We start from the raw sequence: 25,449 nt of genomic DNA, 5'->3' as shown, positions 1-25,449 counted from the left end.
CTATGAAAAGAAAATTACTATTAAGTGTTACATGCTTACTAATTAGTCTTTTTAGTTATTCTCAACAGTATAATTATCAATTGAGAATCACCAACTATGATTTTTATGCTTGGTCGAGTGATAGTAGATGTGGAACAAACGAATTGTATATAGAAGTTATATTTGAGGATGGTACAAAAAGAAAAATATATACGGCTTATCCAAAATCATTTAAAGCAGATGTTCTATTAGAGCATTTTTTTGTAAAAAAAATTAAAAACATTCACTTTTATACATTTATTCATGAAAAAAAATGGGGAGATGTAGGGTGTAATGGTGATACATCTAAACTTAACTTAACATCTCTAAGTTATAAAAATTCAGATTTAATTGAAGGGACTCATAATGGAGGTGATGCAAAGACAAGAGTTAAATTTAATTACGAAGTTTTAAAAGTAGAAAAAAACTACAACTACAAAATTGAGTATGATATAGATTTGTATAATGAGTCTTTGAATACTCATATGGAGTACGATAATTATTCTGGTACATATTCTCTTTATTTAAAGGGAGATAAAGAGAGTAAGAGAGTTTATACAGGAAGAGTTATGGAGTTTACTCCTGACCCCTTAACAAATACAAAGTATGACAGTATTGTTCGTTTCATGGAACCTTTAACTACATTAAATGGTAAGATGAATATATATTTCAGGACTAGTTCAATGCTAATGTGTGAAGGTCAAGTGAATGAATTTGGAGATTTCTATAGTATAGATACAGAGCAAAACACAACCATAAATAGAGAAAATGGGTGTTTGAGTCATAAATATTTGTTCCCTTGGTGCGGTACAACAAAGATAAATTATTTTAACTTTTATAGAATTTATGCTAAGTTGGGAGATATAGAACTTAACAAACCAAACTTTGGTTCAGATGGGAAGAGCCCAGAATTGAAAGACTGCGAACCTTTTAGAGTTTATGTAAACGATTGTAATGAAGAATCTAGTTATGCTGTTGAATATTCAAAAGGAGGTAATTTTAAAACTTATTTACCTTATGCAAGGAGAGAGAGTTATTTTGATTTAGACTATAGTAAATTAGAAGGAGTTGAAATAGGGGGTGGAGTAAGTTTGAGGATTAAATACTACAATTCAGGTGATTATTCGAGTAACCCTTATTTGTATTCTGATTTAGTGAATTTTACAATATTTGGTTGTTCACCAAAACTAACGCAAGAACCTACTCCTATAAAAACTACTTGTAGTTATAGTAAAGATGGTAGAGTTAAGGTTACTTTTAATAGGCAATTGAATAACGAAAAACTATTTTTATCAGTTCGTTTTAGAGAAATAGGTACAACTACATACCACTTATACAGTCAAGAAGATACAACTACATTACAAGATAATTTAAACGGAACTTATAGTTATACATGGAAAGGTACATATCTATATTTAGAGCCAGGTAATGAATATAAAATTAAGTATCAAACCTTAAGTATAGATAGTGAATTAGATGATAAAGATCCCAGTTGGAATAGAGCAGAAGAGAATGAAAGTTTATTTCTAATTCCAACAGCAACCAATGTACAGTTCGATGCTAAAAAACTTAACGATGAAAACTGTTTTAACTCAGGAGATGGTAAAATAAGAGTTTATAATGTAAGTGGAGGAACAGGAGAAGGGTATGAATATGAATTGAATGAAAGTACTGATTGGATTCCTTTTAATCCTTCTAATAAAAATGTAAAAGAAGTAGTTATAGGAGGACTAGGAAAAGGAATATATAAAATAAAAATAAGAGATAGTAAAAAATGCTTAGCAAAAGAATAATAATATTATTAGCTTTTTCATTAATGAGTAATTGGGGCTTTTCTCAATCTGAGTTATATGTGTTGTTAAAAAAGCCTGTTAATAACACTCCAAGTAGTAAATACGGTATTTCAACATGTAGAATTGGAGATTATAGACCTTGGTATATAATTTCTCATAATACAGGTAACCATAATATTGGTGGAGATATATTAAATGTTGTTGTTGATTATGGAGAAGCTTATAACGATGATCCAGGAGATCATTGTAGTGGGCCTTGTGGTCAATATCAAACCTATTGTGATGGAAAGGAAGTTGAAAAAACACTAAACCATTTCGACAGAGTGGATGTGAATTATACAGGACCTGATCCCATTGAATGTATAGCGAGAACTTGTTTACCTATTAATTATCATGCTATTTTATTACCAAAAATAAGTACATTGGATGAAGTTAAAGGAGATGTAAGATGTGAACGAGATGTTTTATTTGAGCAATATTCTGACGAACAAAATCATAATGTAACAGGTTTGGTATGGGAATATGTAGATAAAAATGGTAATTGGAAAGAGTTACCAAACTATAAAAGTAGATACCCGTTAAATGTAAGCTTATTAGATATTTTTGGAACTAATTGGAGAGACAAATTCACAGGAAACTTACAGTTACAATTTAAATTTACGGCACCTTTTACCAGTGATGTTGTTTATTCTATTCAAAAATACACAATAACATTAACAGAATGCTCTCCAGACTTTGAGTCATATTATAACTTAAGTAATACCACATGTTCTTATAAATCAGATGGAAAAGTAAGTGTGAAACTAAGCAACAATATAAACTCTACAGAACAACTAGCAGTAGCCTTATTTAAGAAAGGTACCGTTAATGGAGATATATTAATAGACCAATATAGTACAAAGCAACTTAGTTTAACAGATACAACAGTTTTAGTATTAAAAGATTTAGGAGGAGGCTTTTTTGGATTTAACTGGCCAAAAGATATTGATGCAGGTAGTTATTATTTTAGGTATCAAGTATTGAGTAAAGCAACTACACCACCTAAGCCAAAAGCAACAGATCCATTTTGGTATACGTTGGTAAAAACACCAAACTTTACGATTGAAAAAGCAACAAATGTTGATTTTACAGCTAAAAGGGTAAATGATGAAAGTTGTTTTGAGGCAGGTGATGGTAAAATCCAAGTAGAAGTTACTAGTGGAGAAACAGGAAGATTATATTTCTACATACTATATAAAATAGAAGGAACCACAGAGATTGTAGAAAGAGGTTGGACAAGTTTATCAGGAACCACTACAATAATAAGTGGGTTAGGAAAAGGAAAGTATAAAATAAAAGTAAAAGACAGTGAAGATTGTTTAGCAAAATAAAGTTGTATGAAAAAAAATAGTTTATTAAATGTAACTAAGTTGGAAAAAAAAGTGCTTCTAGTTCTTTTTTTGTTATTAGGTATTAATTTATGGGCACAGGAAGAACCTGAAGATAAAGTTATTCCAATAACTATCGAAGGTCCTGAAGCAGGTTTAAATTTAACCTTAAAAATAGTACAAGAAATCAAGGAACACAATACTAGTATAGGAGAAATTCAAATTATACCTTCTGGAGGGTGGTCTAATAAAAATTATACTTATTTAGTGTATAAAAATGGGACGTTAATAGATTTAACTTCAAAATCAGCAGATGGAATAATAACTATATCAGAAGGTCAGGAACTTGTAGATAAATTGAGTTTCGGTGTTTATAAAGTTGAATTAAGAGACGATAAATATAAGGATACAGGTAATGATTGTAATAGGGTTATAAAAACGGTTACACTAAGAAACCCTAAAGCTTTAACTATAAATACATCGGCTAACCATATAAAATGTAATGGGGAAGAAGGAATGGTTTCTGCTTTTATAAAAGGAGGAGTATCTCCTACGAATGGGATGTATACTGTTGAGTTATTTAAAAAGGGAAGTAACACAGTTTTAGCATCCAAAAAGATAACATATTCAAGTACAACAAACCAAACGGTAACATTTTCAGGCTTAAGGATTAGTACACTATCTCAAAAATATATTGTAAAAGTTAGCGATGCTTATATCAGTAAAAAGTCTGAAGTAACATTAAACCAACCAGAAACGTTACAATTACCTTCAGCTAATATTTCATCAACACCTGTAAAATGTTTTGGTAAAAACGAAGGTACAATCAGCGTTATTCCAGTTGGAGGTACACCACCATACAAGGTACGCTTAGATGGTAATTTATTAACAAGTGAGTTTAATGTAACTAAAACAATAGCCAACTTATCAGCAAAAACGTATACAATTCAAATAGAAGATAAAAATGGATGTAAAACGCCAGTAACTACCCAAAAAGTTATACAACCAGCAACAGGAATTAACATACAAAAAGAAAGTGATGGTAATCCGACCTCTTATGGAGCAAGCAATGGTTTTATCAATGTTTTAGTTTCAGGAGGAACTTTACCATACACATCTTACGAATGGTATAATGAAGGGGGAGTTAAGGTAGGAACTTCTCAAAATATTTCAAAATTAAGAGCAGGAACTTATAATGTAATTGTAACTGATTCTAATGGATGTTCAAATGATCTTGATATCACACTAACAGAACCTGACCAATTAAAAATTGATCCTATTATAACACATGTAAAATGTTTTGGAGATACTACAGGAAGCGTTGACGCTAATGTTTCGGGAGGAGCTAGTTCAACTTATACGTATGAATGGGAAAAAAAAGCCGGCACTTCATGGGGTTCAATATCAGGAGCAGCTTCTATAATAGATAATTTACCAGCAGGAGAATACAGAGTATATGTAACAGTAGTTTATAATGGTAATGTTGTGGAAGATGGGTATTCAAAAAGCATAATCATTTCACAGCCTATGGCAGCTTTATCAGTTACAGAAACAATACAAGACGTATCTTGTAAAGGAGGTAACGATGGGGTAATAACTTTAGCAGTTGAAGGAGGAACTTCACCTTACAGATATCAATGGTCAAACGGAGAAACAACAAGAGATTTATCAGGATTATCAATTGGTTCATATACGGTAACTATAACGGATGCAAATGACTGTACTTTAGAAAAAACATATGCTGTAACTGAACCTTCGGAAAGTTTAAGTGTTTCTTATGTAAGTCACCAAGAGCCATTAGCTTTTAGAAGTGAGGATGGAAGTATCAATATTTCTACATCTGGAGGAACTTTGCCATACTCTTATCAATGGTTTAATGAAGCAGGAAGCGTTGTAGGAACTTCTCTAAACATTTCAAATATTGGAGATGGTACATACAGAGTATTGGTAAAAGATGCCAAAGGATGTACGGATGAGTTATATCAAACACTCACTCAGCCTGATAAAATTGTAGGAACTATATTCATTCCAGATGATGGAGAGTTGTATTGTAATGGAGATACTGATGGTAAATTGGAAGTTGCTGCTACGGGAGGAGTTTCTCCTTATACATATCATTGGTATGAAGTAGGTAGTAGTGGAGAAAAAGTATTTATTTCCGGGGCTACTAATAATACTATTGGAAGTTTACCTGCAGGAGATTATGGTGTAGAAATAACAGATAGTAATGGTATAAAGTCGTATAGTGAAGGAACGGTAGTAAATCCAACTAAAGTTGAAATTAGTAATGTTACTGTAAATCATGTTGCTTGTTATGGAGATTCAACAGGAAGTATAGATGTAGATGTAATTGGAGGTACAGATACTTACATTTATAAATGGTATAAAGTTGGAAATAGTACTGTAATAGGAACAGAAAAAAACATATTAAATCTTAGTACCGGAGAGTATAAAGTGGTAATTACAGATACCAATAACTGTCCAAATCCACCAATAGAAAGAACAATTACAATAAATCAACCAGCTGCACCTTTAACGATAGTTACAGATTCTCAAAAAAACTTAACTGGTTTTGAAACGGCAAACGGAGAAATTAATATTGAAGAAGTATCAGGAGGAACTGCTCCTTATATCTATGAATTAAGAGTAAAAGGAAATACAACAGTTATCAGTAATCTAAGCAATCCAACAGGATTGGACGCAGCTATTTATGTCATGACCATTCTTGATGCTAACAACTGTTCAGTAGAAAAAGAATTTACACTTATTCAACCTGACAAATTAGAACTAAACTTAGCAGTTACAAAACCAATAGCTTGTAATGGAGAAACAGGAACGATTGGTTCAACAGTAATTGGAGGATATGTATTATCAGGTGAAGACTATAATTATCAATGGTATAATAGTAGTGATTTAACCAAAGTTATAGCTACAGAAGCTTCTTTAACAGCTTTAGTGGGAACATATAGATTGGTAGTTACCGACTCTAATGGAAATACAACTTACAAAGAGCAAGAGTTAACAGAAAATCCACCTCTTGCAATCACTTTCACAAAAACAGAAGTAACCTGTTACAATGGTAATGATGGAAGCATTGATATTTCTGTTACTGGAGGTACAGGAGTGTATAATTATGAATGGAGTAATGGTGAAATAATTGAAGATGTTACTACTTTATCAGCAGGGGTTTATACTGTAACTGTAAAAGATGAAAATGGATGTGAATTACAAGAAGTAATTACCATAACGCAACCGAGTGTATACAGAGTATTAGTAACAACTTTTGAAGAACCTAGAGGAGCAGGGTTATCAGATGGGAGTATATCAGTAGATATTGAAGGTGGGGTAGCACCGTTTACATATGAATGGAAAGATCAAGCAACTAATAGTATAAGTAATACTACATCAATAAATAATGTACCTACAGGAAAGTATTATTTAACAGTAGTAGATGCCAAGGGCTGTGAGTTAAATGAAGTTTATAATTTAGATGAACCAGATCCATTAATAGTTGCAATTGAACAAGTAGAAACGATAAAATGTAATGGAGACATATCGGCAGTATTAAAAGCGGTAGCAACAGGTGGTGTTGGAGGAAATAGTTATGTATGGTTTAATGCTGTAACAGGAAATAGTGTCGGAAACTCTCAAGTTATTTATAATTTACCTACAGGAAGATATTTTGTAAAAGTAACCGATTTAAAAGGAATTGAAGATACTAGTGAAGTTTTCACAGTAGTACAGCCTGAGGTACTAGAAGTTGCAGGTGATGTGTCAAACGTAACTTGTTTTGGTAATAATGACGGAGTAATAAGTTTAAATGTTGAAGGAGGAACATCACCATATTCTTATTCATGGAGTTCTGGACAAACAACAGCAGAAATTACTGATGTAGCAGCAGGAAGTTATTTCGTTTTAGTTACAGATGCAAATGATTGTCAAACTACAGGCAGTTTTACAGTAGAAAAAGCAAGCTCATTAACAATTACAGAAACTGTAAAAGATGTTATTTGTTATAACAGTTGTACAGGAGAAATAGACTTAAATATTGAAGGAGGTATTGCTCCATATAGTGTGACATGGAATACTGGACAAAAAGGAAGTAATGTAACTGGATTATGCGCAGGAACGTACATAGTTACAGTTACTGACCAAAAGGGTTGTCAAGCAACAAAAGAAATTTTAGTTAAAAATGCAGAAGAGTTAATGCTTGATGTTGTTCCAAGTGAAGTAACCCTTTGTTATGGTGAAACTATAGAGTATGATGTAACTATGGTTGGAACATCTAAATATGAATGGACTTCAACAAATGGTTTTACAAGCAATGAAAGTGTAGTGTTATTGTCAGAAGAAGGGATTTATACATTAACAATTACTACTAAAGATGGTTGTAAAGTCTCAAAAGAAATTATAATACATAAGTCAAATGTAGAGATAGATGCACAATTAATTTTAACCTCTCAAGCATTTGTAGGAGAAGATATAGTACTAATTAACGTGTCTAATCCAATAAGTGAAAAGGTAGAGTGGAATATACCTTCAAATGTAACAATAGTCCAAAAAACGGATGAAGGTCTAGTTTTACGTTTTCCTGCTCCAGGAAATTACGATATATCTCTAATTTCAAATGAAGGAAATTGTAAAAAAGTAGCAACCAAAACAGTGAATGTTTTAAAGGCAATAGATCTTACAGATATTGAAGAAACGAAGAATCCATTTGTAAAAGAGTTTGTAGTCTATTCAAACCCTAATAAAGGAAAGTTTACTGTTGATGTAGAACTAGAAAAGGAATCAGAAATTTCTTTACGTCTTTTTAGTTTAGGAGCAAACTCTGTAGTAGCCGACAAATTGCTAAAAGGACAAAAAAAATATGAAGTATTGTATGATATGAATGTATCAGCAGGGGTATATGTATTACTATTAGAAACTCCAAAAGCAAAAAGAATACAAAAAGTAATTGTTGAGTAATGAGAAAGAGTTTATTTTTTATAATAACGCTATTAGGTATATGTGCTTGTGTAAATGAAGTAGCCTTACCTGTAATTGTTGACTTTAATACAGAAATAGTTAATCAAGATTATACTGTGCCTGTAAAAGTAAAAATCCTCAATGATACAGAAGGAGCTGATACCTATAAATGGACATTTGAAGGAGGTGATCCTAGTAGTTCGTCAAGTAAAAATCCTGGTATTATAACCTACAATACAGAAGGAGAATATCTTATCACCTTAGAAGCTTCTAATAGAGATAGTAGTATAGATGTGAAAACTCAAAAAGTAACAGTAAAACCAACAGTTCTTATTGATTTTGATGTAGAAGTGTTAGAAAATAATTACTCACCAGTTGAAGTAAAACTAACCAATAAAACAAAAGGAGCTACTTCTTTTGACTGGTTTTTTCAAGGAGGAACACCTGAGACATCATCAAAAGAATACCCAGAAAACATAACTTTTACAACTCCGGGAGAGCATACGATAATTTTAAAAGTAAGTAATGGAGAGGAAAGTTATACTCAAGAAAAAACAATAGAAGTTGCACCTTATCTAACAGCCAATTTTGAATATTCAGTTGCTTTTGAAGACGATGATTATCAAGTTCCAGTAAAAGTTACATTAACTAATAAAAGTATCAGTGCAACTAATTACAATTGGACGTTTGAAGGCGCCAATATAACAAGTAGCTTAGAAGAAAATCCAGAAATAGAAATTCAAACACCAGGAACTCATACATTACAGCTAAAAGCAAGTAATGGAAAACAAGAGAAAGTGTTTTCAAAAACAATAACTGTATATGAAAACACCAATTTAAGAAGTTTAGAAAATGTAAAATTAGGAATTAACACAGCTCATAAAGAGAATGCTATTGGAGCTTTTTTTTCAACCAAAACAAGAAAAGTATATACGAAGAGTGAAGTTACTAATGAGACAGGAAAGGATATAGATCTTGTTTTCTTCGGTTTAAGCGAAACCTTTTCATATAACAAATTTGTGAGTCCAGATCAAGCATCAACGGTTGCTTTTTCATTAATACCTAATGCTCAAAATACTCAATTAATAAACAAGCAAGAATCGTGTAATTGTAGCACTCATTTATCTGTATCTGAATTTGACTCTATGGTAAATGATCAACTATTAGTAACCTTAACAGTAGATGAAACAGATGAAGGACTAAAAGAGTTTGATAATACGATAGTGCCAAGAATCATTCCTTTTAAAACTTCAGATAACCGAAAAGGAGCGATAAAAATAAAGCAGTTTGTAAAAGACGGTACAAACTCATACATAATAGTTGATATAAAAGTTCAGAAAGAAGCTAAATAAGAAAAAGTAGATGAAAATCAATTTAAACGATAGTAATATATTCAAAAAGGTAATGTTGTTGTTTACTGTATTAATAAGTACAGTACTATATTCTCAAACCTATCCAGTACAAGTTACTCCACAGTTGATACCTCCGTATAGTTTAAAAATGTCAGACTATGCTACAACAACGAGTGAAAAATTATACACAAACATTTTATTAACCGATGTAAATGAAGTAGGGCGTAGGATACGTTTAAAAATGTATATAGAAGGACAGGGGCTTTCTATAACTACACAAGATGTAATTGCAGGAGAAACTCCTATATATTTAGATGGAGGAATAAATTTAAGGTTATCGAATTTAGACTTACAAGCCTATTTTCAATTAAATAATTTAGTAGGAATCACACCAGGGCAGTATAATGCACCGTTGCCAAATGGAGGATATGATTTTTGTTTTGAAGTGTACGACTATTTTACGAACAGAAAACTATCATCAAAAAGTTGTACTACCGTATACTTATTACAAAACGATCCACCAATCTTAAACTTACCGTTTAAAGATAATATTGTAAATGCAACGAATCCTCAAAATGTATTATTTACTTGGACTCCTCGCCATAGTAATGCTAGTAACGTACAATATGAATTTACATTAAAAGAATTGTGGGATGTACAAAATCCACAAGCTAACTTTTTAGCATCAGTTCCTTTTTATCAAACAACTACCTATAGTACAACATTACTGGTAGGGTCCGAAGCTCCTCAATTACTATCGGGGAAAATTTACGGATGGCAAGTTCGTGCTTTTGTAAGTGACGGAATTAATGAAACCTCAGTGTTTAAAAATGACGGAAAAAGTGAAATTTTTTGGTTTAAATACTTAGAAGATTGTCAACCACCAAGCTTTGTTATTTCACAAGCGTTAACAGCAGAGTCAGTGCAAATAAACTGGCAAAGTTCTGAACATTTACGTTATAGAATTCAATATCGTAAAAAGGGGTTTGGAGATGATGATTGGTTTGAAGTAAATAGCTATACTAATGAAGGTAAAATACGCAATTTAGAACCCGCTACCGTATATGAGTTTCGTGTAGGAGGAGAATGTACCCAGTTATCAGGGTTTGCCTATTCTAACATTCAAGAGTTTACGACACCAAGTAATGATGAAGCTGCTTATTACAACTGTGGTTTAATGCCTCAAATTAATATAACAAACAAAGAACCGTTACCAAAACTAGGACTTAATGAAACCTTTACAGCAGGAGATTTTCCAGTAACCACTCGTGAGGTAAGTGGAAGTAATGGAACGTTTAGCGGTTGGGGGTATATTACGCTACCTTTTTTGGAGAACCTGAAAGAAATGATTGATGCGGCAAACATAGCCACAGGAGGTGAAGTTAATATCGGTAAGTATACACGTATAAAGGTCGTATTTGACAACGTTCAAGTAAATAGTAGTTATGAGCTTATAGAAGGGGTTGTAGAAACTGATTATGATCCTGAATGGGGAGGGATTATAGATACTGATGAAATTATAGATGACATTGGTGGAGATAGAGGAAATATAGAAAATTTTGATGCAACCAATACAGATATAAAGGATGTAAAAGTTGATGAAAAGGGAAACGTAGTAATTATACCTGAAGTAGGAGATGCAATACCAATTGAAACAGGAAAACCTGTTACAATCACAGATAAAAATGGAGATCAATGGACAGTACACGAAGATGGTAAAGTAACCGAGGGTAAAGCTGCTGAAGGAGGCGCTCCATCAGCTGATAATACAGAAGGAATTTCAAATGCTGGAAATGTAAAGCAAATTTCTTCTAAAGATGTTCGAGTAACATTTACTCCATCAGGATATTACGGAACGGATACTTATCAAGACCATATTAAGTCAGATAAATATAAGAGTGAATATAAATTTATTAAGACACATGATAATGAAGACTATTCAGTTTTATATAAGTTGTTGAGCGACTTACCAGAGCATAAAACAGATATTATAAAAGCTACTGTAAACTTTAGTAATGGAAAGACTAAAGATGATATTGTTTTTAAAACTAAAGAAGGCTCTAAAATAGAAGCCAAATGGTCATCTAATAGTGAAGCTACTTTAGAATTACAAAGAAAGTTTGAGTTTGCGAAAGAAGAAATTTTAGCTACGGTAAAACCTAAAGACTCTACAGGGAAATTTACGGTTGCAGGAAAACTAAATGTATGGCATGCCCAACAACAAACAATTAATTTAACCTTAGTTTCTGTAGATGGCGCTTCAGTTAGTAATGTAGGAGATAGAATTAACGAAATATACAATAAAGCAGGTATACATTTCAATATTAAAACAGAAAGTATCAATCTTGGTCTAGTTAATTTGGATGTTGGTGATAGCGATATGTTATCTAACTATACTGAAGGAGAAAAAAATATTATAAGCACTTTTAAAAATGGAAGAACCATAGCCAAGAACCAATACTATATGTTCTTTTTAGATAAAGAGAAAATAACTTTATCTAAAGATTTAGATGGCTTTATGCCATTAAAGCGTCAGTTTGGTTTTGTATTTACTCAACAAGATGCAGGGCGTATCGCGGCACACGAATTAGGACATGGTATTTTTGGGTTAAAGCACCCGTTTGATCAGTACGATGCTGAAGAAACTCGTAATGAAAACCATTACTTAATGAGTTATGGTACAGGTACTGCCTTTAGCCATATGGATTGGCAAAAACTACATGCTCCGGGTATTCAGTTATATTGGTTCCAAGGAGATGAAGCAGGGGAAAACAGAGCTAATGACGGTATAGATTTAATGGGGAATATTATCACTCTTGTGGAATATGATGAGAGTAAAATAAAAGTAGTAGGAATAATTGATAAGAAGTATCCTTATTTAAGGTATGGGTATAAAGTATATCTTAATAAAGATAATGATGAAATATTTGATACTTATTACGCAAAAATTGAAGGTAATAAAGTCAGTTATGTTACTAATGAAGGAAAAACAATCCCTTATAATATAAAAACAACAAATAAAGGTTTAGCAAGAATCAAAGTTTCTCGTGATAATTGTACATATAATGTAACTGAAATTCAATGGGAAAAAGAGTCATTTAATTCTATTGCAGATGTTGTAGATAAAGTAAAAGAAGAAGTTAAGAAACAAAACCCTAAATGGAAACTATATTCTTATAATAAACCTGATTCTTCATGTAATTCGGCGAATTTATTAGCTGACATATTAGAAAAAGATTCAAGCTCTCCTTGTGCCAATTCAAAAACAGTGCAGGAAGGATTTGATAAGATAAAAATTTTTTTTTCAAACGATTCAGCAACTGAAAATGAAATAGTTGATATTATAAATAATAATTGTTTAAGTTCTTTAAGATTATTTGAAGATGATGAAATTATCAAAATATTCAAAAAATTAGCTGTTTCAGAGGAGATAAAAGAGGAAAAAGAAATAGCTATTTTAAGATTAATGACTGTAATTGAGTCATCTAATTATGAAGAATTCTTTGATGTACTTAAAGAAAATGATAATAAAATTTATATAAATTTACTATATAGAATAGAAGATTCTTCTTTCTATTGGTTTGGAAAAGATAGTCTTAAAAACTTCTTAGAAGTTCTACTATTCATGCATAATAATAGTAGTACAGTAGATGTAAGAGTTGATTTAATAAAGTTATTAATCCAATTTCAAGGTGATGACCCTATAATGAATGATCCTAAATCAGCTCATTTAGTATCAGAAGATAACATCAACCAAATTTTTAATAAGGATATTAAAGTAGTAGAAAGAGAGTATTATTTTAAATCTCTTCAAGAGAATAACTTCAAGCTATTTAAAGATTACCATAATAGTCTACGTAAGCAAAGGTATAGTAGTAAAATTTGGAATGACACTTATCAAACTTTAATAACGTTAATAGCAGAAAAAGGAGCCTCACAGGATCTTATATACTTATTTGAAGACATTAACTTAAGTAATACTGAATTTGTAGGTAATGGATATTGGAATAAGATTTTTAAATCATTCTTGTTCACTAAATTTCCAAGTGACAAACAGAAATTTTACACCTATTTATCAGAGAATAATTTTGAGAAATTTTTACAATTTGTAAAATCTATAGGAGAACATCCTCCCCATAGTAAGGCAGAAGAACTTTTAAAAAGAACTATTGAAGGCTTTTCTAAACTTATTGATGAAGAGGGTAATATAACAGATAAAATAGTTCTAGTTAACTGGCTACTTGATAATCCAGATGCTTTTTCAAGTGAAGAAAACTCATTTGAAGAACTTTTAGTGGGGATTTTAAATGGTATAAGTACTCAAGAGGATAAAGACTTTATTTATGGTAAGTTATCCAATAATAAGCATGAATTATTTATTAAATGTGCTGAAGCACTTAGTGGTTCAATAAATTATCTATTTAAATTATCAGAAACATATTCAAAATTAATTTCAGAAGCGACTGAAGGTACAGTTCAAGATAGAATAGACATAATTAATCATGCTATTTCTAAAGGTAAAACATGGAACTGGTTCTGGTTCTCTTCAGATAAAGAAGATATAATTTCGGCTATGTTTAGTGATATGTCTAGTAGTCAAGCGAGAGAATTTGTTGAAGAATTTAAGAAGGATGAATATGAGTTATTTTTCAAAATTTGGAATGTACTTAAAAGTCGTGATTGGTGGGCAGCAATCGATGGAGATAATGAACGATTTGAGAATTTTGTTACTTCATTAGGAAAAAACTTTATTATCGCAGGAGAATTGGCAGAAAGTGTGTTCCCTGATGATTTAATTGACTATAAAGACGAAAAGCAGAAGTATCTGAGTTCTAAAGTAGATGGTATTGATATAATAAAGGGGAATTATGTGCCAATGACAAGAGCTTCATTTTTTAATGGAACTGATGGATTAAATGATTACAAATTAGAAGCTGAAGCGATAATAGACAACAAATTAATTAGTGTTACTATTAATATAAAGGATTCAGACGGTAAGAATAAGGATATTTTAGCAAGGACTTTCAAACCTTTTGATTATGTTTTTATTGAGCTTTTAGAAGATGTAAAAGTAAGTGAAACACTAACATATAATAAAGGAGATATATTAGCTATTCCAGCATTCTATTTAGCATGGATGGATGGTTATATCGATTCACAGCAGTTAAGTACTGTACTACGTGTAGGAGGAGATGTAGTAGTAGTGGTAACATCAGCTGCAGCAGCGGTAGGAACGGGAGGAGCTTCTTTAGCGGTTCTTGGAGCCGAAATTTTCTTCGCATCAACAGATGCATTAATCGCCATTCAAGGAGATGAAATGAAGAAAATTTTTGGGGATGACTTTGTAGATGGTCTCGAGATAGCTAACATGGCTTGGGGATTAGCAAATCTACCGGCTGCCGTAGCAACTATACCAAAAGGACTAGCAAAATTAAGAATAAGTGCAACTAAGACTTTAGAATCTGGGACAGATGCTTTTAGATCTTTTGTTAAAAATGCAAAAAACTTAGATAACGTTAAGGTAGAGTTCGACCTTACCAAAATAGCTGCAGCTTTTAAAGCACTAAAGGAGACCGATAGAGTAGCATATATAAAGACATTAAGAAATAAAATAGCAGATATCGCTATTAAATATGATAACCTTGTTGAAAGCGGTGTACCTTCAGATAAGGTAAAAAAGATATACTCAAGCTTAAGAAGAATGCTGTTTAGTGTTTCTTCTAACGGAGAAATATTAGATTTTAATAGAATATCTGATGATGTTGTAAACTTAGTAGAGTCAGAAATTAAAATTTTAAATAAATCACTTATAACTAACAAGTCAGGTAAATATTTAGATATAGTTATACACGCTTCTGTTAAAGAACCAGGAAAATTTACAATAATTTTAAATGGTGTAGAGGAAACTATTGATGCGGTTCAATTAGCAGACAAATTAAAAGACGCAGATCCAACGAAAACAATTCGTTTATTGTCATGTAATGATAGTAATTCTGCAATTGAAATTAGCCAATCTTTAGGTAGAGAAATTATACACTCTACAGGCGATGTTAAAATTTATGAAAATGGAGTGATAGAGACAAATAACTGGAAAGTAGCAAAAACAGATGGTGTAGTAGATGATTTAAACATAGCTACAGCAACAGGTTCAGGTGAGTCTGTAACACTATTTAAAAACTATGTAAAAGCGCTGTCTAAAGCAACTAAAGCAGATTTATTAGCTGTATTGGGGCAATCTAGATTTGATGAGTTTATTATAATGTTAGAGAAAAGTAGAGTGCCAGCTAATTGGAAGATTAAAAAAGTAGGAGAGACCATTATGTTTGTAGAAGATATTGATGGAAACCCTAAAGTATGGGCAGAATTTGCAAAAAAACAAGATGGTAAATTATTTATGAAAGCCACTGGTGGTCCTGGAGATGTTGCAAATACAAGAAAAATTAATTATTTACTAGATGTAGATCCTCCTTTAATGAAAGATTTTAGATATGAGGTAGATAATGGTCGTTTTATTTTTGAAACAGATGCCTTAGGAAGAGTTCGTAAAATAACCGATAATAATGTTAGATATGATGTTCCAACCAGACGTTATGAAAATTCTCAACAAAAGGCCAAAAACATAAAAGACGGGAATATTGGTTCACCACCAGATGATGGAGGGCATATGGCAAGTGCTGAAAGTGGAGGACCTGTAGAGCAGATAAATTATTTTCCACAAAATAAAAATTATAACCAAAACTTAGACCCTGGAACTTGGAGAAAAATGGAGATATATTTAAAAAGTTTAAAAGATGCGAATCCAGGAGATACATTTAAATTTGAAGTACTCCCCGTTTTCGGAGACGCTAACAGACCCAGTAGACCAACGATATTTCGTGTTAAAATATCTCAAAATGGAACACCTGTTGAAATACCGGAAAAATTTAGAAAAATACCAAATCCATATTAATATGAATTTAAAGAAAGATGATTACACGATTTTAATAGACTATATTAAAAATCAATTGAAAGATAGACTATGGGATGTTATAGTTTGGAAAATAGTTTTATTTGATGATGGGGGATGTGGTGATTCTGTTAGATACTATTTTGATCAACAAGAGTTTGTATTTGTTACAGACGTTTTTGAGATTGGACCTGTTTTAGATGAAGTTTTCGATGATTATTTGCAAGGAAAAAAAGAAAGAGATTTTAACGAAGTTCTTATTCGCATTGTTAAAGATGATTTTTCTGTTGAATATAGCATGAATGAAGAAAGGATAAAAAAGAGTAAACAAGAAAGCGCCCTAATTTTTTCAAATTATGTTTATGAGGATATACGTACGCAGATTTATGATTATGAAATAGCCAATAATTTACGTACACCTATATATGATGAAGAAGGAGCGGTTTGTGACCATGAAAAATCTTGGGATAGTGGTTTGTTTACTTTTATAATAAATATAGAAGCCAAAGAAGTATATTATAAAATAGAGCTATCATTACAAGGAGAAAAACGTATTCTTCCATTAGAGCTACAAGAGTATTTTATTGAAGCAATCTTAACACATTATGCACTAACACATGGCGAGTTAAAAGAATATTGGAAGCCATGGAATAAGATTATTGTAACCGCTCCTGAATTAGTTATCCCTTTGGGTAAAGAGCAAGAGTATATAGAGTATTCTTTAGAATCACAAGAAGCTTTAAAAAAGATGCAAACAACCTATAAAAATAATGGTTGGAATATTGCTAAAACACAAAATAGTAACACTAATAGCATTTGGTCTAAACTAAAAAAATTATGGTCTTAAACCCAATAGCATAGATTTGTTAATCTGTCGTACGAGTATAAATTAAGAAAATAATAAAAAATATGTCAACAAAATTATAAAGTTAGGTAAGGTGGTTTTCGTTGATAAAAACTAAGAATACAAGTAAATAATTTAAGCAAAGGAACATAGAGTATAAACGTTAAAGACTCCGAAAGGTGTTTAGTAAAGAAGAGGTGTAATGAAAAAGAAACTACCACATATAATTTTAATTTTATATAGCTTTTATAGTTATGGTCAACATACTTATTTGTTTAAGTATAAGGCTTCTTTTTCATCTGCCGTAACTAGTAATGCCTTATATTTTGAAAATACCATAACTACTAATGCAGGAGAGTTGTTTAGTGTAAACTTAACAAGGCCATCAGTTGTAAACATCGATGAGTTTAAGATAGTAACGTTTACAGAAGAAATAACTACGATAACTTCAAAAGGAAGGTTTTCTCCTGGTTATGTAGTTGGTTGTAATAATGTAACTAATAATTCAGATTCAATGAGTTTTGATGGTTGTATGCTGGGAGCACAACTAATTACAGCAACATTTTCACCAATAGGTTGTTTGAATAAAAGTATTGAGGAGTTTAAATTAATTAAAATAGAAGATTTTAAGAAGATAAATGATTACGGAGCTACAGGAAATGAATTAAAATCTTGCGAACCCAAAAGCTTAAATATTTCTACACATTGCTCGTATTATGCTTTAGAGTATAAAATACCAAGTAATCCAAATTGGGAAGAATTATTACCCTATGGAAATAATCCAAGTATAGTTGAAATATTGCAATCAGACTTTGCGGGGTTAAAAGTAGGAGAAAACCTTCAAATAAGAGTTCGATACACTTCATTAAAAGGCGAAACAAACACCAATGCATACTCAGGCACTTTAAGTTATAAAGTAGTAGGGTGTTCTCCACAACTACAAAAACCAGTAGTAACTCAAAAAACAAGCTGTAGCTATAAAAATGATGGAGGTTTTACTTTAAATTTTAATAGAAATTTAAACTCAGAAGAAGAGTTGGTAATGACTTTATATGATGGTACAGATGACAGTGTATTGTTTGGACAAGAATATACATCAACCTTAACCAATAATTCTGGAGTTTATAGTTATACCTGGGCAGAACCTTTAGATGCAGGAAGTTATAGAATAAAGTTTCAAACACACACAGGTTCAGGAGGAATAGATGAAGCAGATGATACATGGAAAAGCCTTGAGTTTTCTGATCCATTCACTATTGCTCCAGCAACAGCGGTTGATTTCCAAGTAATAGGTTCAGCAAATCAAAATTGTTTTGAGGTGAATGATGGGTATATAGACATCAGTGCAACAGGAGAAGGGAATAGAACATTTTTATACCAATTGACTAAAAATGGAACAATACAAGTTTTTAATGGCACCAATTGGGTAAACTATATCGGGAGTAATATTGATAATGATACTTGGTTCCCGTATACTAATGCAAATAGTACAAGAATAAGTAAGTTAAATAAAGGAGCGTATAGTGTAAAAGTTAGAGACTCACAAAAGTGTTTAGCAAAACAGTAAGGAGAGAAAAATGAAAAAGAGATTATTTATACTACTATTATTTTATAGTTTTTTGGGGTTTGGGCAAGGTTATATTGTCGATTATGTTACTAAAAGTCAAAGTAATTATCGCAGTTGTGAGAATGACGGAGATGCTTTTTGGGCAAGAGTACTTACAAATGGTAATATACCAATAGGGTATAGACTTTATGAAGATGGTTATATTGAAGGAAGAGATCCAGGAACAACACTTTGTCAGGTAAGTAATCAATATGATACTTCATTAACTCCAGAAGATGCCCTTTGTAATGTGTTCAATTACTCTTTAAAAGGTTGTTGTACAAAAGAACTAGGGAGTTTTAGAATAATACCAGATAATGATTTTAAAATTCTGACACCTGACCCAGGAGTAAATAATACAACTACATCAATAACCTTAGAGGCTTCTTCAGGTTATCATGAATTAGTATATAATTGGATGTATTATGATCCAATAACCAATGGTTGGGAGAAGCTTCCTCAAGAGTACTTGGGAAAAAGTTCAATTACGTTTACGGCTAAAGACTTATTTGGTAGTGAAGCTCATTTGTATACGAGTAAAAGTATTCAATATAAGTTAGAGTTGTGTAATGGGTGGAGCCCAAAAGAACCTTATACTTATGTATTTATTTCTGAATCTCCTCAATTACAAGATCCCATAGTAACCCAAATAACAAGTTGTAATTATAAAGCAGACGGAAGCCTAACATTGGACTTTAAAAGAGATTTATACACAACAGAAAAGTTGGCAGTTATTATATATCAACAGAACACAGAATCTGGAGAGTACGATATTATTTTAGATCAAGAACTTAAAATAGGATCTCTAGAGAAAATAAACGAAACTACCTATAGGTATCAATGGGCAAACAATTTGCCTCACGGAACATACAAACTTAAATATCAAACAGGTGAAAAAGGAGTTGCAATTAATCCTAGCGATATCTCATGGTCTAGTTTAGTTCCTGTAGAGCTTACCATTGAAGAAACAGCAAAAGTTGATTTCGAAGTAATAGGTTCAGCAGATCAAAATTGTTTTAAGATAAATGATGGGTATATAGATATTAGTGCTATAGGAGAAGGTGGTAGAACATTTTTATATCAATTAACAAAGGATGGGGTCATACAGTTTTTTTATGGTACTAGTTGGGTAAAATATGAAGGAGGGGATATTGATAATGAAACATGGTTTCCGTTTACCAACGCACAGACAACAAGAATAAATAAGTTAAATAAAGGGGCATACAGCGTAAAAGTTAGAGCCTCAAAAAAGTGTTTAGCAAAACAGTTATAAAAAAGAAAAGAATATTTTAATGATTACAATGAGGGGGCAAACACTAAAAGTAGTAGTGTTTATTTTAAGCATATTTTTTGCTGAAAGTATAGTAGGACAACAATTAGATTTTGAGAATATAGGAAGAGGAAAACCTTTTAAAGTTAGCGGAAACATCGCTGCTAACTCTGTGTTTTATTCATCCAATCAAAATAGTGCAAGAGCACCATTTACCTATTTTCTACAAGGAAGCTTAAACTTTAATATTTATGAATTTTCAATTCCTGTAAGCTATAGCTTTTCTAATCAAGGAGGCGATTTAGAATATCAATTACCATTTAGTTTTAATCGTTTGAGCCTGCACCCTAAATATAGATGGATACAAGCCCATATTGGAGATGTGAGTATGAGTTTTTCTCCATATACATTAGCAGGACACCAATTTACTGGTGGTGGAGTTGATTTAACTCCTAAAGGAAGTTTTACTTTTTCAGCAATGTATGGTCGATTATTAAAAGCTACAGAAGATTCAGAAGACAATAGAACACAACCAGCTTTTAAACGAATGGGATATGGAGCTAAAGTAGGGTTTAAAAAAGAAAAATATAGTTTAGAATTAATTGGTTTTTATGCAAAAGACAAGATAAACTCAATAAGTGCAGTACCAGAAGAAAAAAAGGTGTTACCCAAAGAAAATTTGGTGCTAAGTATGTCAGGAGCTGTAACTGTAACTGATGGACTTAGATTTAAAGGAGAATACGCTTCAACGGCTATAACACAAGATCTTAGAGCAGAAAAAGTAAGTCATAGTAACGGGGTAGCAGGTTTATTATTCAACAATAGAGCTTCAACAGAACATTACAAAGCATTTAAAACAGAAATGGAATATAGCTTTGATAAATATAGATTTGGAGTTGGGTATGAACGTATAGATCCTGGCTATCAAACATTAGGAGCTTATTATTTTAACAATGATTTTGAAAACATTACCTTAAACGGAAATACTTCTTTATTTAATAATAAAATAAGTTTAGGATTTAATATAGGGTACCAACGAGATGATTTAGCAAACCAAAAAGAAACCAATACTAATAGAACTGTAGGAAGTGTAAATGCTACTTACGCAATGAGTAAAAAAGTAAATATAACAGGAAGCTATTCTAACTTTTCTACTTACACTAATAATAAACTAGATCAGTTTGAGATTATAAATGATGATAATTTGTTAGATAATCAAGAAGAACGCTTAAATTATAAGCAGTTATCTCAAAATGCTAACGTTAATATAAGTTATATTTTAGAAAATAGTAAAACAAGAAGACAAAACCTAAATACAAATTATTCATTAGCAACGGTTGCAAATGCTGAAAATGGAATTGTGCGTTTAGGAAACGGTTCTACATTTCATAATTTTAATACTTCTTATACCATAGGGTTACCACAAAGAAAAATGAATATAACCTCTGCTTTAAACACTACGTATAATACTATAGGAAGAGATGAATCCTATACATGGGGACCAACAGTAGCAGTTAACAAAAAATTTCTAAAAGATAAATTAAACACAACACTGAGTACTTCTTATAATCAAAATAATAACAAAACAAATAAGGCAAGTGCAACAAACTTTAGATTGAATGCAAATTATGTATATAGAGAAAAGCATAATTTTAATTTAAGTGCTATTCAATTATTTAGAAATACTTCTTTAAAGAATACCCAAGACTTAACAGTTACTTTCGGCTACAATTATGCCTTTGACTTATCTGCAAAAAAGAAAGCAAAAGTAGAGAGAGTTCGAGGGGAGTTTAGTTTTTCTTATAAGGAGCATACATTTACAGGAGAGCCCAATGAAATAACTCCAGAGGTATTAATAGTTGGGAAAGCAAAGAGATTTGAAGAGATAAAAAAAATAAATAAAATAGCAGATAAACTTTTAGTTTTAGAGCAAGAGTTAAAAGATGCTGAACTAAAATCTAAAAATAAGTATAAGAAAAAGGCAATTGAGTATTTAAACCATTTGTATAAGAATCAAGATTATGTAAATATATATGATGATTTAGTGTTTAATGGGCTTAAGAAATTATTTAGAGACGCTAAAAGGGCGGAATGGTCAGTAGAGCAAAAATATAAGACAGCGGTATCTATGTATAATAGTTCAAGTAGAAAAGAGAGTAAAAAGATGCAATTGTTTTTAAAGAAAAGAACATCTGCCTACAAGGCAAATAAAAATATGTTAGAGCAGTTAGAAAACTTAAAGAAGAGTGATTTATATGAAAAAGGCGGTGAGTTTTATAATTTCAAGCATAGACACCTAAATACTATCTTAAACATGTTAGAAGAAGGTAGGACTAAAATGGAAGTTTCTATTTTCATTGAAATAGCTTTTGCCAAAATGTTTCACACATTAAGTGAATAAAAAGAGCTAATTAACTACTCTTCAGAGTTTTTTAAGTAGATTCTTTTTCTTTTTTAAAGCTTTTAAAAGTCGGATAAGGTTGTTTATTCCAATAACAACTAAGATGGAAATACAAGCGGCTGTACCTAATGCGCCTCCATAACCATTAAAAAAAGTAGGACTAACCGTATAGATAAATCCAAAAACAATTCCTGCAAAAATAATTGAAGTATAGTTACGAGTAAGTTTACTAGAGGTCATACCAACAAAAGAAGCACCAAAAAATACCCAAGGAATTTGATTGGCTATATCTTCAGAAAATAACTCAGAAAAAAGAGAACATGTACTAGCAACAAAAAGAGTGAGTAGAGCAGAAGCTCTTACAGGACCCTGTTTGTATTTTGTACTTACTAAAAACGTTAAAAAAGCCCCAAGTATGCTTGTTAAATATATTGATATGGTGGTAAGCACTATGAAAGAATTAAAAGAAATAACGATGAAATAACTACACTACCAAAGGCAAGAGTACCCAGTTTACCACCAACTCCATTAAAAAGGTTTTTAGAGAGTATAAAAAAAATACCCGCTATGATACCTGCAATAATTATAAGGCTATAATCAATAGCAACGTTTTTTTGTGACATTCCTACAAAACAACCACAATACATAGCATTGGGAATATTTTGTAAAACCTTCGACTTTTTATTTAAATCAGGTAAAAAAGAAGCAACTGTACCAATAAGTGTTGCTGCAAAAACAGAATTTAATTTAGTAAAAAGATGTAAGTAACTTGTAAGTATAGCTCCAATTATAACAAAAATTATTACATAGAATGGCTCAAAATCTACTCTTTTAATTTTAAAAAACTTTATGTAACTATAAATTATAAGTGTAGTAATAAGTGTTGTTAACGATAGTATTGTAAAAGTATTTTTATGCTCAAACAATAATGCAGTAATAAATGCAAATTGAGTAAGAACTAAAAAAATGATAGAAAAAAAGTGAAAATATTTTTGTCTCAAACCAGAGTTATTCTGCAATTATAATATAATGGCAAATTTACGGTATAAACTATGATTTATCAATTAATTTCCTTGAATTCTAACCCAAAGATCTGTTAATAATTGTTTAGCTTTTTCACGATTTCTAGGCACTTCGTTTATAACTATTTTATTTTGCTTTTTTGTTATTTGAAAACTAAAAGCAAACTGCTGAAAATTAGGAGCTACGCTTAATAACCCAAAGCGTAAATCATTTAAATAAATTAAATTATTCTTTTCTGAAATTGTATACCAACCTTTGGTAATTTTAATAAGTCGTTTTATTGAAACATTATTTTTATAATCGTCTAATAAATGATGATTTTTAGGGTAGGAATAAAATTCAATTGGTTTAGTATCAAAAAAAGAATAATAACCTATTAGATAAGCATCATTTGTTTCAACATTTGCAGACCATAAAATGGTGTTAAAAGGCGTAGGTTTGGTTTCTATTTCTTTATAAGAAATCCCTTGTTCTTTTAAAGCATGTGAAAATTTAGAGTAAGTGATTCCTTTAATAACAAGGGTAATTGCCATGTAAGAACTACTAATAATTAGTCCTAAATTGTTATACTTTGTTCTTTTAGCTGTCCCTTTACGTTGGAACATTGCCATTAGTAGAAATACTAAGAAAGGTAATGTGTATAAAGGGTCAATAACAAATATATTTTTAAAAGCTAACCGCAAATCGAGTGGCCAAAAAAGTTGAGTTCCCCAAGTGGTATGTGCGTCTAGAATTGGATGTGTTATAAATCCCCAAAACATAAGTAGAGCCCATTCTTTAGTGGAGGCATTTTTTTCATATAAAGAGATAAGCCAACCAAAAATCCACCCGAAAACAATTGCAAAAAATACAGAATGTGTAAAACCTCTGTGTATTTCTAGAGCAGTAACAGTGTCAAAAAGCTTACCAACATAAACATCTAAGTCTGGAATAGTACCAGCGATGGCACCATAAAGCATTGCTTTGTTTCCTTCTTTTTTACCTAATACAGCTTCTCCAACAGCTGCCCCAAGAACAATTTGTGTGAGTGAATCCATTAGGCAAAAATACTTATAAAACGGTTAGTAAATAGTGTTATAGTATTCGTTAATCCATTTTGTAGGATATTTATTATATAAATCGTTAAGAAGTAACTTGTTTGCTTCGGAAGTTTTAAAATCTTTATAAAAACTACCAAGAACCCAAACAGTTTCTCTAGATAACTCTCTTTTATGACACTCTAAAAGAACTTGCTTCGATTTTATTGAAGAGTCTGTTAATAGTAATACTAAAGCTCCCGCTGTTTCAAAATTGAACTCATTAAAGAAAGGCGTTATTTTTTGAGCTCTTTTTAAGAGTATTTCATTCTCTAAAAAAAGAGATGCTTTTAGTTTTTTTCGTAAACTAGGATAGCTAGTATATGAGTTCACCTTGATAACAAATTTTAAGTTTTCTAAAAACTCGCTATACTTTGTATTGTATAGGTTTTCTATATCATTTAGTGAGTTCACTCCAAAGAGTACATATACCGTACTAGGTCTTAAAACATTAATATTATATCCCTCACCAAGAGACGATAGTGTTTTTTCAATTCCTTTTAAGAAAAGAGGGTAATTGTTTTCTTTTACTTTTGTAATAATACCTAATCTAGAGGCGTGAAAATAAGCATCAATAATTTTTTGCTTGTCTATTCCTTTTAAAGCTTTTGTTAGTGTTGCATTGATATCATAATGACGATATGGGTAAAATTGACCTTGAAATTTATGGAGTAAAGCTTCGTTTTCGCTTTCAATAAAAAGATCAATAATTTTACTTGTGGTAAGTTTACCTAAAGATTGATATTTTTTTTCTTGTAACTGTATTATTATCTCTCTTTCCATTT

At 31.3% G+C, this 25,449-nt stretch carries 13 protein-coding genes; 9 read left to right on the top strand and 4 right to left on the bottom strand.

Translation table 11 applies throughout. The annotated features are described in order from the left end of the window. Positions 1-2 precede the first annotated feature (2 nt). The 9 genes from ACXIHB_RS03355 (at position 3) to ACXIHB_RS03315 (ending at position 22,565) form a co-directional block, all read left to right on the top strand. Positions 3-1,811, top strand: a complete 1,809-nt coding sequence (locus ACXIHB_RS03355; protein WP_462098901.1) for a hypothetical protein — start codon at positions 3-5, stop codon at positions 1,809-1,811. Then, a complete protein-coding gene (locus ACXIHB_RS03350) occupies positions 1,793-3,181 on the top strand; it encodes a hypothetical protein (protein ID WP_462098900.1) in 1,389 nt (462 codons plus the stop codon). The genes ACXIHB_RS03355 and ACXIHB_RS03350 overlap by 19 nt, the downstream gene beginning before the upstream one ends. Before the next feature lie 6 nt (positions 3,182-3,187). After that, positions 3,188-8,146 (top strand): hypothetical protein, encoded by a 4,959-nt coding sequence (locus ACXIHB_RS03345; protein WP_462098899.1) that lies wholly within the window; start codon positions 3,188-3,190, stop codon positions 8,144-8,146. Then, positions 8,146-9,498, top strand: coding sequence for a PKD domain-containing protein (locus tag ACXIHB_RS03340; protein WP_462098898.1), 1,353 nt, complete (start codon positions 8,146-8,148; stop codon positions 9,496-9,498). The genes ACXIHB_RS03345 and ACXIHB_RS03340 overlap by 1 nt, the downstream gene beginning before the upstream one ends. A 10-nt stretch (positions 9,499-9,508) precedes the next feature. After that, positions 9,509-16,447 carry a DNA/RNA non-specific endonuclease gene (locus tag ACXIHB_RS03335; protein WP_462098897.1) on the top strand — a complete coding sequence of 2,313 codons (6,939 nt, stop codon included), beginning with the start codon at positions 9,509-9,511 and terminating at the stop codon, positions 16,445-16,447. 1 nt (position 16,448) lies between these two features. Next, complete coding sequence (locus ACXIHB_RS03330) at positions 16,449-17,291, top strand: hypothetical protein (protein WP_462098896.1); 843 nt, start codon at positions 16,449-16,451, stop codon at positions 17,289-17,291. Between the two features lie 199 nt (positions 17,292-17,490). After that, positions 17,491-18,855, top strand: a complete 1,365-nt coding sequence (locus ACXIHB_RS03325; RefSeq protein ID WP_462098895.1) for a hypothetical protein — start codon at positions 17,491-17,493, stop codon at positions 18,853-18,855. 10 nt (positions 18,856-18,865) lie between these two features. Continuing rightward, entirely contained in the window at positions 18,866-20,167 is a 1,302-nt protein-coding gene (locus tag ACXIHB_RS03320) for a hypothetical protein (RefSeq protein WP_462098894.1), read from the top strand. A gap of 19 nt (positions 20,168-20,186) precedes the next feature. Next, the gene (locus ACXIHB_RS03315; RefSeq protein ID WP_462098893.1) at positions 20,187-22,565 is read left to right on the top strand and encodes a hypothetical protein; all 2,379 of its coding nucleotides are present in this window, start codon (positions 20,187-20,189) and stop codon (positions 22,563-22,565) included. A 21-nt stretch (positions 22,566-22,586) separates the two neighbouring features. Here ACXIHB_RS03315 and ACXIHB_RS03310 read toward each other — a convergent pair whose 3' ends face one another. From ACXIHB_RS03310 to ACXIHB_RS03295, 4 genes are all read right to left on the bottom strand, one after another. Next, a complete protein-coding gene (locus ACXIHB_RS03310) occupies positions 22,587-23,015 on the bottom strand; it encodes a hypothetical protein (protein WP_173360312.1) in 429 nt (142 codons plus the stop codon). Beyond that, entirely contained in the window at positions 23,015-23,566 is a 552-nt protein-coding gene (locus ACXIHB_RS03305; protein WP_047789155.1) for a hypothetical protein, read from the bottom strand. The genes ACXIHB_RS03310 and ACXIHB_RS03305 overlap by 1 nt, the downstream gene beginning before the upstream one ends. 63 nt (positions 23,567-23,629) lie before the next feature. Then, complete coding sequence (locus ACXIHB_RS03300) at positions 23,630-24,625, bottom strand: metal-dependent hydrolase (RefSeq protein WP_462098892.1); 996 nt, start codon at positions 24,623-24,625, stop codon at positions 23,630-23,632. A gap of 24 nt (positions 24,626-24,649) precedes the next feature. Beyond that, complete coding sequence (locus ACXIHB_RS03295) at positions 24,650-25,447, bottom strand: hypothetical protein (RefSeq protein ID WP_047788952.1); 798 nt, start codon at positions 25,445-25,447, stop codon at positions 24,650-24,652. Between the last annotated feature and the right edge of the window lie 2 nt (positions 25,448-25,449).

The sequence above is a fragment of the Tenacibaculum sp. IMCC1 genome (genome assembly GCF_054906355.1).
This window is presented reverse-complemented; position numbering and strand designations above follow the sequence as displayed.